At 47.0% G+C, this 12,229-nt stretch carries 10 protein-coding genes; 7 read left to right on the forward strand and 3 right to left on the reverse strand.

Annotation, left to right across the window (positions count from 1 at the left end):
- Nucleotides 1–45 precede the first annotated feature (45 nt).
- Nucleotides 46–972: a helix-turn-helix transcriptional regulator gene (locus tag K1Y79_RS26140; RefSeq protein WP_220253164.1), complete on the reverse strand. Its 927-nt coding sequence runs from the start codon at nucleotides 970–972 to the stop codon at nucleotides 46–48.
- Nucleotides 973–1,347: 375 nt separating this feature from the next.
- Here K1Y79_RS26140 and porG point away from each other — a divergent pair, with 375 nt between their 5' ends.
- From porG to K1Y79_RS26160, 4 genes are all read left to right on the forward strand, one after another.
- Complete coding sequence (porG, locus tag K1Y79_RS26145) at nucleotides 1,348–2,259, forward strand: type IX secretion system protein PorG (protein WP_220253165.1); 912 nt, start codon at nucleotides 1,348–1,350, stop codon at nucleotides 2,257–2,259.
- Nucleotides 2,260–2,578: 319 nt separating this feature from the next.
- A complete protein-coding gene (locus K1Y79_RS26150) occupies nucleotides 2,579–2,902 on the forward strand; it encodes a hypothetical protein (RefSeq protein ID WP_220253166.1) in 324 nt (107 codons plus the stop codon).
- Between the two features lie 154 nt (nucleotides 2,903–3,056).
- Complete coding sequence (locus tag K1Y79_RS26155) at nucleotides 3,057–4,982, forward strand: menaquinone biosynthesis decarboxylase (protein WP_220253167.1); 1,926 nt, start codon at nucleotides 3,057–3,059, stop codon at nucleotides 4,980–4,982.
- Nucleotides 4,954–5,445: a DUF6265 family protein gene (locus K1Y79_RS26160; RefSeq protein WP_220253168.1), complete on the forward strand. Its 492-nt coding sequence runs from the start codon at nucleotides 4,954–4,956 to the stop codon at nucleotides 5,443–5,445. The genes K1Y79_RS26155 and K1Y79_RS26160 overlap by 29 nt, the downstream gene beginning before the upstream one ends.
- Before the next feature lie 190 nt (nucleotides 5,446–5,635).
- On the opposite strand, the gene K1Y79_RS26165 is transcribed toward K1Y79_RS26160, so the two are convergent.
- Entirely contained in the window at nucleotides 5,636–7,219 is a 1,584-nt protein-coding gene (locus tag K1Y79_RS26165) for a peptide chain release factor 3 (RefSeq protein WP_220253169.1), read from the reverse strand.
- Between the two features lie 110 nt (nucleotides 7,220–7,329).
- Here K1Y79_RS26165 and K1Y79_RS26170 point away from each other — a divergent pair, with 110 nt between their 5' ends.
- From K1Y79_RS26170 to K1Y79_RS26180, 3 genes are read left to right on the forward strand one after another with little or no spacing between them, the layout of a single operon-like run.
- On the forward strand, nucleotides 7,330–8,544 hold the full coding sequence (locus tag K1Y79_RS26170; protein ID WP_220253170.1) for an ABC transporter permease: 1,215 nt from the start codon (nucleotides 7,330–7,332) through the stop codon (nucleotides 8,542–8,544).
- Nucleotides 8,545–8,576: 32 nt separating this feature from the next.
- Nucleotides 8,577–9,590 carry a tRNA (adenosine(37)-N6)-threonylcarbamoyltransferase complex transferase subunit TsaD gene (gene tsaD / locus K1Y79_RS26175; RefSeq protein WP_220253171.1) on the forward strand — a complete coding sequence of 338 codons (1,014 nt, stop codon included), beginning with the start codon at nucleotides 8,577–8,579 and terminating at the stop codon, nucleotides 9,588–9,590.
- 6 nt (nucleotides 9,591–9,596) lie between these two features.
- On the forward strand, nucleotides 9,597–10,322 hold the full coding sequence (locus tag K1Y79_RS26180) for a tRNA1(Val) (adenine(37)-N6)-methyltransferase (RefSeq protein WP_220253172.1): 726 nt from the start codon (nucleotides 9,597–9,599) through the stop codon (nucleotides 10,320–10,322).
- A 655-nt stretch (nucleotides 10,323–10,977) separates the two neighbouring features.
- On the opposite strand, the gene K1Y79_RS26185 is transcribed toward K1Y79_RS26180, so the two are convergent.
- Nucleotides 10,978–12,180: an NAD(P)-dependent oxidoreductase gene (locus tag K1Y79_RS26185; RefSeq protein ID WP_220253173.1), complete on the reverse strand. Its 1,203-nt coding sequence runs from the start codon at nucleotides 12,178–12,180 to the stop codon at nucleotides 10,978–10,980.
- Nucleotides 12,181–12,229: the final 49 nt, after the last annotated feature.

Raw genomic sequence — 12,229 nt, forward strand, 5'->3', positions numbered from 1 at the left:
TTTCCCTCAAATATAGATTTTAAAGAGGGAAATAGAAAAGTTGTATTATATGAGTTGTTTGAAATGAGGAATATAGATCACACAGGAGTTAGGCGACAGTATTGATATGAAGAAGTGCGTACCGCTCATTTTAAAGACGCCCTGCTTGATATTTCTGTCCATAAACTCGTACATCGGGATGCCTGCTGTTGCGAAGTCGGTTGGCACCGGCAACGTTATATAATGTCCACCAGGCATGCGCTTGATCATCAGCTTTTCAGCAGCCATCGTATGTTCCAGTGCAGGTGTAATATCTTTATTGGGTATGAGAATGCCTGCGTACATGCTCATTCGCTCGTACTCGGTAACCGGTACAGAATCCAATGTACTGGTAATCACCTTTGCGTTGACCAGGTAATTATTACTGATGATCTCACGCATACGCTGTTCTTCGCGGTTCATCTTCATAATCATCTGGGCAACCGGGTCCTGGCCGCGGGACAACAACGTGTAAAACAGGGTGCTGTCAGGCAGGTGATCAGTTTCAGTACGTTCAAAGCTGAAAAGGGGAGTGATGAGTGTACCTTTTTTATCAAAAGCCTGTACAATATGATTGATGGTTTCGAGCGTACGCTGTTCGTTGGGCAGTGTGTCGATCTTGCGGAAGTTGCGGGGACTTTTACCGAATAATTGAGTAAAGGCTTTGGTGTAGGCGGCTACTGTAGCATATCCTGTTCTGTCACCTATTTCGCTGATGTTGTAAGCACTATGTCTTAACAATCCTGCAGATACTTCCAGGCGATGGCGCTTCACATATTGCCAGTACGGTTCACCGATAACGGTTGTGAAACTATGATAGAAATAAGAGTAGGATATACCCAGGTGATCGGCAACGTCTTTCATCTCGAATGAGTCAGACATATGATCATCTGCATAACTTAATGCTTTGAGGGCCATCAGCTCCATTTCACGAGCCGGAGGGTTGTGGGTCATAGATTATATTAATTTGAGGTGTTAATTGGTGTCTGTGGGTTTTTCCAGGCTGCCGTTTACTTACAAGCTAGTAGTACATATACATAAATCATTAAGCGATAGTAGTCGAATTTAAGGTTTTGGGTCCATATACAGGAAAAAAACATTTTAACAATTAATGTTATTGAGTACTTTTTGTGAGGAGAGGGAGAAAATACTTAGTTTCGCACCCCCCGGAATATCGGATTTTAACAATTTTTATGTAATTCCGGCGTTTAAGTAGAATTAGTACAATTATTGCTATTGTTCTGCCTGTTTACCCCTTATACCTGCTGAAGTACGTCCGGGCGTCTCCGGAACAAATAAAATAAGATCGTTAATCAATCCCCTTTATTGATGCCAAATCTAAGTTTATTGAAGAATCATGTACCTGGTGCTGTTTGGAAAAGCGTGGTTGTTATTGTACTGCTGTGCGCCCCTTTTACCGCTTTTAGCCAATACTGGCAGGCAGGAGGTTTCCTTGGTATATCCAATTACAGCGGAGACCTTACCCAGAAACGTGTGGATATGCGTTACACCCGTTATGCTGTCGGACTTCACGTAAAAAGGGATATCAATCGTTATCTTACCCTGCGCGCCGGATTAACTTACGGCCGTATTGCCGGTGCAGACAGCACAAATACTGATACATTCCTATTGAGAAGGAATCTGAGCTTCCGCTCGCCCGTGTTTGAAGCACAGGTAGGCGTGGAAATCAACTTCCTGGACCTGGATGAAAAAAAGATCACACCTTATATTCATGGCGGCGTAGGGTTCTACAGCTTTTACCCTACCACCAAAGATGCCAACGGGAATACTGTAAAACTCAGGCCACTCTCTACAGAAGGGCAGGGCATGAGCCAGTATCCAACCCGCAAGCCTTATAATATCCGCCAGTTTTCTATTCCGTTTGGTGCTGGTGTAAAAGTGCTTTTGCGGGATAACCTGGTGGCAGGATTTGAAATTGGCCTGCGTAAAACATTTACCGACTACCTGGATGATGTGAGTCTGACCTACGTTGACAGGAACAGCCTGTTAAGGTCTCGCGGCCGCCAGGCTGTAGACTATGCATTTCGTGGCGATGAAGTAAATGGTACGCACGTGTCGCGGAGTACTTACCCGCCAGACGGCACAACACGTGGTTCTGATAAATACAAGGACTGGTATATGTTCTCCGGCTTTACGCTTAGCTATCGTTTCGGTGGCGGCAGTGGCGGATACAATCACTGGAAGCGGCAGAAAGCCTCTCAGTGTCCGAGGTTCTTTTAAATAATACTGTTGTATAGGTTTCAAGTTACAGACGACCGGTGCTGCCTAGTACCGGTCGTTCTGTTTTTATCCTAACAGCCGTCTCGCTGAAAACGGCTATTTGTTTCTACAAAGAAATTCTGGCATGCTTATTGAAAAAGTATATAGCAGACGGGACAAAAAACCGTCTTCGACGAATACACATACTAGACACAAAAAAACACCGTTTAATAGCAAACACGAAACACCATTATCTTTAGTTATCAAATTATTCATTCAACAAGCGGACAACTATTCCAATCTAATTTAATTCCATTCAACTACTAAAATCGAACAACGTATGAAACAGATAGTATTAGTATTACTGCTGATAGGGGGAGGTATACTCGGTGCACAGGCTCAAGGCAAAAGAGGACATGGCCGCAATGACTGTCATCCTAAAAAATACAGAGTACACCAGGGTCGTTGGGACGATTGTAACAGGGATTACAGAGGCGCGTATTATGGTTGCCGTCCGGCACCGGCTCCTGCGCAGGTGGTGTATGTACAACCCGCTCAGGTAGTGTATGTACCCGCTCCTCCACCGCCTCCACGTCCAAGAGTGGTATACCAGCGTTCTCCGAAAGTAGTGATCGCTACCGGTCCGATTGTAGTTGGACTATAAAATAATTGTTCCAGTCAGCCGGCAGTTGCTGCCGGGAAAGCGTCTAAAGATGCTTTTGGTCTGAAGGGAACCGGAATTAAGAATGACGAATTACGATTGTGTGTATCTTTGCACCGATTGTAATTCGTCATTCGCATTTATAGCATTTAGAAATATGGCATATAAGCACCTGAAACACTTCATTGATACATTAGAAAAGGCAGGAGAGCTGATAAGGATCAAGACTTATGTAGACCCGAAGCTGGAAATTGCTGAAATCACCGACAGGGTAAGTAAATCACCCAACGGAGGTAAAGCGCTGCTCTTTGAGAATACCGGATATGATTTCCCTGTGCTGATCAATTCCATGGGTAGCTACAGGCGTATGTGCATGGCCCTGGGCGTACAGGAGCTGGATGATGTGGCGAATGAGATCGAATCGCTCATTAAACTGCTGTCCAAACCTAAAGAAGGCCTGCTGGATAAGTTATCCATGCTGCCTAAATTAGGACAGTTCGCCTCCTGGATGCCTAAAGTTGTCAGTGGCAGAGGGGCCTGCCAGGAAGTAATAATGAGTGAACCTGACCTGAGCAAGATTCCGGTAATGCAGTGCTGGCCCAAAGACGGCGGTCCATTCATTACACTGCCTGTCATCCATACCAAAGATCCAAACAGTGGTACCCGCAACGTGGGTATGTACCGTATGCAGGTATTCGATAAAACCCTGACGGGTATGCACTGGCATAAACATAAAGTGTCTGCGAAGCACTTCATGGAATATAAAAAGCTGAAAAAGCGCATGCCGGTTGCCGTTATCCTGGGTGGGGACCCTGCATACACCTATTCTGCCACCGCACCACTGCCTGAGAATGTGGACGAATACATGCTGGCCGGCTTCCTGCGCAAACAGAAAGTAGAACTGGTAAAATGTATCTCCCAGCCTGAACTCGAAGTACCTGCGGATGCAGACTTCGTAATTGAAGGGTATGTAGATCCTGAGGAAGACCTGATATGGGAGGGCCCATTTGGTGACCATACCGGATATTACTCCCTTGCCGACTGGTACCCCCGCTTTCATGTTACAGCTATCACGCACCGGAAAGACGCTATCTATCCTTCCACCATCGTCGGTATTCCTCCGCAGGAAGACGCATGGATCGGCAAGGCGACTGAAAGAGTGTTCCTGGCTCCTATCAAAATGACAATGGTACCTGAGATGATCGATATGGAAATGCCGGTAGAAGGCGTATTCCATAACTTAGTAATCGCTCAGATTAAAAAGGATTATCCGGGTCAGGGCCAGAAGGTAATGAACGCTATGTGGGGTGCCGGACAAATGATGTTCAACAAAATACTGGTTGTAGCGGATGAAGGCACAAATATCCAGAACTATAAGCAACTGGCACAATATGTATTCAGACACCTCAACCCGGCCACAGATATCTATCTGAGCCAGGGACCGATGGATGTGCTGGACCACTCGTGTTCTAAAATGGGCTTTGGCGGAAAGATGTGTATTGATGGTACCCGTAAGTATGAAGAAGAGCTGGAAGGTAATGGTGAACTGATCACTACCAATCACATCTTCAACCGGGAGGGTGTAATGAAACGCTTCCCTGAAATCAAAGATATCAACGACTCTCTGCTGAAAGAGGGTATTCCGGTGATCCTGGTGGCTGTTGAAAAAGCCCGTCCGCTGCATGTAAAAGAACTGAACGAACAGCTCTATAACCTTCCTGATCTGGGCGGTATAAAGATGGTACTGTTTGTTGAGCATACTGTAGATGTACAGGACCTGCCGTCAGCCCTCTGGCGCTTCTGTAATAACCTGGACCCTCGCCGCGATAGCTTCGTCGTACGTCCTGCCATTCATGGTCACCCGGGTAAACTAGGCGCTGGTATCGGTATGGATGGTACCTTGAAAACACGTGCGCTTGACAACTTTGAACGTGACTGGCCTAATATCATTGTTGCTGATGATGAGACGATCAGAAAGGTGGATGAGAAATGGGCTTCACTCAACATCGGACCATTCATCGCTTCCCCTTCTCATAAGTATAAATCTCAGATGTATGGGGAAGAGGCTGTTGTTCCGCAGTAATGTTCTTACAATACTTTTCCTGTGCGCGGCTGCCTTGGCCAGCGCACAGGTTCGTTTAGCAGACGTACACTACCTCAACAGGATAGAAGGGTACTGGACCATGAAGACCAAGTTGGGTATCTATGCTGAGAAATGGAAAAAAACAGGGGATCATAGCTGGAAAGGACGTACTATGCGCATCCAGGGAGGCGACAGTACCAAGATAGATGATATGCAGCTGTTCCAGGAAGGAGATAGCCTCTACTTTACTATCGCTGCTGTAAGAGATGAGCAAACAGGTGAACCTGTCAGGTTTAAATTACGTGTATTGAAATCTGTTGGGTTTGTAGCTGAAAACCTGCAGAGCCGTTATCCGCAGAAAATTATTTACCGCTGGAAAGACGAAACACATATGGATGCACATTTTGAAGGTAAGGAAGGTAAAACTACCCGGGAGATCATCCTGCAATATGTCAGGAAGTAAAGCTACTGTTATAATTGATTTCCCTATCGCGTAAATCAATTTCCCAAATGCATAAAACAATAACGCAAAGCTGATATAGCTTTGCGTTATTGTTTTACATACTAAGGACAGTCTGCAATTGTACTTCGATTTGAGTTGGTCGTACAATTACTTAATACGCCGCTCCTGATCACAGGAAGCGGCTGTTTTTTTACTTATGTATTTCAGAAGTGAAATGGAACTCAATGTCCGGATTGTTGGTACGTTCCGTATTCAGATACCATTCTGACTGCGCCAGGTATACCAGCAAGCCATCCTTATCCTCCACAACGTTCGATTGTTTGAAGCGGATAAAGTCTTCCACTTTCTGCTTATCGCCTGTGATCCAGCATGCCTTATAGAAAGGCAGGGTATTAAACTGGCAAGATGCGCCATACTCCTGCAACAGTCTGTATTGAATTACTTCAAACTGCAGGTCTCCTACACAACCAATGATCTTACGGTTACCATTGTGCTGGGTAAACAACTGGGCTACACCTTCATCTGTCAGCTGACGTAAACCTTTCTCCAGCTGTTTCGTTTTCATCGGATCCTTGTTCACCACCTCTTTGAATAACTCAGGAGAGAAGCTTGGAATACCTGTAAAATAGAACTTTTCACCTTCTGTAAGGGTATCTCCGATCTTAAAGTTACCGGTATCAAACAAACCTACCACGTCGCCCGGATAAGCGTCATCTACAATGTTTTTCTCACGCGCCAGGAAGCTATATGGGTTGCTGAAGCGCATGTCTTTTTCCAGACGTACGTGCTTATAGAACTTGTTACGCTCGAAACGGCCGGAACATACACGCAGGAAGGCGATACGGTCACGGTGGCGTGGATCGAGGTTAGCATGTATCTTAAAGATAAAACCGCTGAACTTCTCTTCATCTACTTTGATTTCGCGGGTGCTGGCCGGCCTGTCGCGAGGTATCGGAGCAATCTCCACAAAGGTATCCAGCAGGTCCTTTACACCGAAGTTGTTTACGGCGCTACCAAAGAATACAGGGGCCATCTTACCCTGCAGATAATCTGTATTATCAAAAGTATCATAGACACCTTCAATCAGTTCCACGTCGTTTCTCAGCTGCGCGGCATCCTGTGCATTGAAGTGCTCATCCACGTAACTGCTGCTCAGATCACTCAGGGCTACCACATCTTCATCTGTCGCCTTTTTGTTAGGCGCAAAAGATACAAAGCTCTTATTATACAGGTTGTATACACCTTTGAAGTCTGTACCCATGTTAATAGGCCAGCTCAGCGGACGTACACGTATATCCAGTTTTTCTTCCAGTTCGTCCAGCAGGTCGAACGGATTCTTACCGTCACGGTCCAGTTTGTTCACAAATATGATAACTGGTGTATCACGCATACGGCAGACTTCCATCAGTCGTTCGGTCTGCGTTTCTACCCCCTTCACACAGTCAATTACAAGTACGACACTGTCCACCGCTGTCAGCGTACGATAAGTATCTTCAGCAAAGTCCTTGTGACCGGGTGTATCCAGCAGGTTAACCAGTACATCCCTGTATTCAAAGGTCATTACGGAAGTTGCCACGGAGATACCACGCTGACGTTCTATTTCCATAAAGTCAGAGGTCGTATGTTTCTTGATCTTATTTGACTTAACAGCGCCTGCCGTCTGGATAGCGCCCCCAAACAGGAGGAACTTTTCCGTCAGGGTAGTCTTACCGGCATCCGGGTGGGCGATAATGGCGAATGTCTTTCTTTTATTGATCTCGTTTGCGTACTTCATATTAGATTATGACCGAAAATGTGTGCAAAGGTACGGAATTGTCACGTTTAATCATTAATTTACATGTATCTATGATTGCCACGATCAAAATTTTATGGAACAGCCTCAAGATGGCAGTTCTTGAGCTGCGGGTTAACAAACTCCGCACGTTTTTATCCCTACTGGGTATCACCATTGGTATATTCTGTATCATCGCCGTACTCACCGCTACTAATAGTCTCGAAAGAAATGTCCGCAATGAGGTAGAATCCCTCGGCAGCGACGTTGTATATATTCAGAAATGGCCCTGGGACGGAGGGCCGGACTTTCCCTGGTGGAAGTATGTAAACCGCCCCCTGCCCAAATATCAGGAGATGAACCCCATCCGCGAGAAGGTCCAGAGCGCCGGCCTGTCCGCATTTGCCTTCTCTTCCAGCGGTAAAAGAGTAGAGTATAAAGACGGATATATGGAGGGCACAGAACTCTTCGCCGTAAGTGGAGACTATGACCGTATTCAGTCGCTAGCATTCAATTCCGGCCGGTACTTTGCCGGTAAAGAGAATGAAAACGGCGCTAATGTAGCCATTCTGGGCGCTAATATATGGGAAGGACTGTTCGGTACACCTGACCAGGCCATGGGAAAAATAATCGCTATTTCCGGTCGCCCCTGCAGGGTAATCGGCACCCTGAAGAAAAAGGGAGCCAGCCTGGTCGATGGCGTAAACTATGATAACTGTGTCATCGTGCCTTACCTCTATGGCCGTACCATCGTAGATGAGCGCCGTTTCGCAGACCCTTTCATTCTTGTCAAGGCAGCCCCGGGCAGTACCGTCCTGCAACTCAAAGATGAACTGAGGGGCGTAATGCGCAGCATGCACAGACTGCGCCCGAAGGAAGAAGACGATTTTTCGCTGAACGAAATTACCGCAGTAAGCGGCGACCTCAATAAAGTGTTTGGTATGGTAAATATGGGCGGATGGCTGATAGCCGGATTTGCCCTGATCGTAGGTGGCTTCGGGATTGCGAATATCATGTTCGTAACGGTAAAAGAACGTACCAATATCATCGGACTCAAAAAAGCCATCGGCGCACGCAAAAAGGTGATCCTGATGGAATTTTTGCTGGAATCCATGATACTATGTATCCTCGGCGGCTTACTGGGCCTGTTACTCGTATACCTGATTACCGTGGTAGTCAACAGTTTTGATTTCTTTGAATTTACCCTCACTATCAATAATATCATTCTCGGCTTATCCGTATCTTCTATCGTAGGGATCATCGCAGGCTTCATCCCGGCTTACATGGCGTCCAAACTCGACCCGGTAGTGGCTATCCGGAGCAACTGATAAAAGGTGAATAATTTCCTACCTTTGCAGGCATGTCTGTAAAAATACTGGCCATAGAGTCATCGTGCGATGAGACAAGTGCTTCGGTACTGGCCGACGGAAAGATCCTGTCTAATTTTATTGCTAATCAAACTATTCACGAGCAATACGGCGGTGTAGTGCCCGAACTGGCCTCCCGTGCACACCAGGAAAACATAGTTCCTGTAGTAGACCAGGCGCTGAAAGTGGCCGGCGTACGCAAGGAAGAACTCCATGCTATCGCTTTTACCCAGGCTCCCGGCCTCATAGGCTCCCTGCTGGTAGGCAGCTGCTTTGCCAAATCCATGGCGCTTGCCCTGGATATCCCGCTAATCGCTGTACACCACATGCAGGCACACGTGCTGGCTAACTTCATCGGTGATGAAAAGCCCTCTTTCCCCTTCCTTTGCCTGACAGTTTCCGGTGGCCACACCCAGATCGTACGTTGCGACGGTCCCCTGCAGATGAAAGTAATTGGAGAAACACTGGACGACGCTGCCGGTGAGGCTTTTGATAAAAGTGCAAAGTTACTCGGACTGCCGTATCCCGGTGGTCCGCTGATCGATAAATACGCCCGCGAAGGTAATCCGGACAGGTTCAAATTTCCCGAACCGCAGATCCCCGGCCTTAACTTCAGCTTCAGCGGATTGAAAACCTCTATCCTGTATTTCCTGCAGGAACAGCAGCAGAAAGATCCGCAGTTTACAGAAAATAATATGGCCGATATCTGTGCTTCCATTCAACACCGAATCGTCAGTATTCTGATGAATAAACTGGTCAAAGCTTCAAAAGAGACAGGTATCAGACAAATCGGTATTGCCGGTGGGGTAAGCGCTAACTCAGGCCTGCGCAACGCATTACAGCAGTATGGAGAAAAGCATGGCTGGCAGACTTATATCCCGAAGTTTGAGTATTGCACAGACAATGCTGCCATGATCGCCATTACCGCCTGGTATAAGTATCAGGCAGGCGAGTTCGTCGGACTGGATGCTGTTCCGGGAGCAAGGGCCGGTTTTGATCATCAGTAATAAACCATGGCCAATCACTACTTCAGTTTCAAACAATTTACCGTATACCAGGACGCCTGTGCGATGAAAGTCTGCACAGATGCCTGCGTACAAGGCGCATATACCGCTGCTTATCTTTCCACCCGTCCACCTGTACACCGTATACTGGATATTGGTACAGGGACAGGATTGCTATCACTTATGCTGGCACAGGAGGTACCTGCTGCCACTATCACCGGTATTGAGCTGGATACTGCTGCCGCCACTCAGGCCAGTACCAATTTTGCCGCCTCCCCCTGGTCCGACAGGTTGCAGGTGATTGCTACCGATGCCAAGGACCTGGCTGCGACGACTCTTTACGACTTTATCATCACAAACCCTCCCTTTTACGAGTCTGACCTGAAAAGTGTGAATCAGTTACGCAATCAGGCTATGCATGCTACCACACTGGACTACATTGAGCTGCTGCAGGTAATAGACAGGCACTTATCTGCCACCGGCCAATTCTCTGTGCTGCTTCCTTACCGGCCATTTGCCGACTTTGTGCAACTGGCGGCCAAAGCCGGATTTGTACTTCAGGATGTATTACATGTGAAGCAGAGTGAACAGCATGATTATTTCCGCAGTGTAGGTATATTCGGACGCCATACTGCCCCGCTCGGAGAGCAGTTCCTATCCATCCGCCAGGCAGATAAAAAGACTTATACCACCGAGTTCGCCAGGCTTCTGCAGCCGTACTATCTGTTCCTGTAAAGCTCTCCCGTATTATTATTCTTAAACAGAATGGCCTGGGTTATCGCACTGCCGTTCTGAATACGTCATTTCCAGCCTTTAAAAAGGCTTTGATCTTCATATTTTCATGGCACCATAAGGGCACTAAAAGGGCATCTGTATATCGAAGGGATATTGAGGTGCCCTTATGGTGATGTATTAGTACTCATTTGGAGTAAAGATCAAAGCCTTGTCAGAGCAATAGCGGATGGTAGTTTCGGCACGATTGGTCCAGCTATTACGGAGAATAGCAGTTGTCTCCGGCAGAGATAGGGCGGGCAGGATAAAGAGTTATTCCTACGGGGTGGTAACGGCTTGATAATCAATCAAACCTCGCTTGGTAGCCCGCTTAGTGTGCTATCAGCATGATTTATAAGTCAATTATATATGATGTTACTTTCTTTGGATGGATAAGACACTGGCCAGGCAACCAGTTCCTGGCATAAAAATGCACCAGGGATAATATCACCGGGCAGAAAAATCTTCCTGTTTATGAAAAGCTGATGGTGAGGTAGAGATGTTAATGGTACGGAATACCCAGCGCAGAGGGCGATCTGCGAGAAAAGCTAACCATGCATTCAATGGCAGTAAGTTATATATTATCGTTACAAACTAGTTGTTACTTCTCCGATAACACTTACCTGCCTTCCACATAGTCCTGCAGGTAGGCAAACCGTGCTGTCAATGCACCATTATCTGCGATGGTGGCATTGCTGATGGTTACACTATTCTCCTTCTGCAATTCGTCAAATACATACTTCATGAGCTGGTCCCCGAAGTATTGAGATGCGTCCCTGGGCAGTTCATTCGGCAGGTTACTCACACACATCATATCCAGGGTATCAGATAGATACGGAGCGGTACGCTCACGCGTTTGGCGGTCCACACCGTATACCGGATCATCAATAGTGCAGTCGCCGAGGTTAGAGGGAATAGAGCCGTTTGTATCGTCTGTGATATCGGCAATGACTTTAATGCGGAAATTGTCTTTAGCGAGATCGTTCCAGGTGAACAGTGGTGGGATGCGTTCATCCCAATAAATACCGTTCATCAGAATGTCTGCGGCGGTTACAAAAGGCAGGAAGCGGCAGTCATATTGCTCGGGGTGCAGGTGAAAATCTTCTCTGCTGTAGGTCTTATCGCTTTTGCGGAGATATAGTTCTCCGGCTTTCAGCTGGGTATATACGGGGTAGGTGTAGGAGTTGATCAGAAACTCTTCCGGCGGGATGTATTTAATGCCGAGTAGTCCCATTACTTCCAGTGTGCCAGCGGCTACACGGCCGGAGCCAGTGATAACGATCTTTAACGGAGGCAGTTTCGCGCCGAAATAGTGGTTGATCAGCTCTTTGAAGTCATGGCAACGGTGTACGGGTACCAGGGAGTAAGCGCCTGTCTTTTTGCCGTAGGTCAGTAATCCGTTGTGTGCGCCTACGACACCGGCGAAGAATCCGAATCCCAGGATGCGGGCCCCATCTTCGTGTACCAGGCATTCGTAGTCAATTAACGTGATGTGTTGCTGCAGAATAGTTTGCAGCATTTCCCTGTTGTGCGGCTGTTTCTTGCGCGTATGCGAGAAGAACAGGTACTTTTTATGTGGCATCAGCTGGTCTGCCGGCACCTCTTTAATACCAAGCAGCACGTTACAGTCGGACAGGTCTTCAGCAACGGTGATGCCGGCAGCGTTATATTCTTCGTCGGTAAAACATCTCCAGGGGGATGGCTGTACCGTAATATCGACATGTGGATGATGCTTTTTAATCCATTGGCATTGTTGTGGGGTGAAGGCCACGCGGTTATCGTGGGGGTGTTTCTCTTCACGTATGAGGCCTAAGTGTAGCATATCTGGGTTTTGGTGTAACCAAATATAGGGAAATAAAGAATCAGTAATC

Source organism: Chitinophaga rhizophila (assembly GCF_019492185.1).
Taxonomy (GTDB): Bacteria; Bacteroidota; Bacteroidia; order Chitinophagales; family Chitinophagaceae; genus Chitinophaga; species Chitinophaga rhizophila.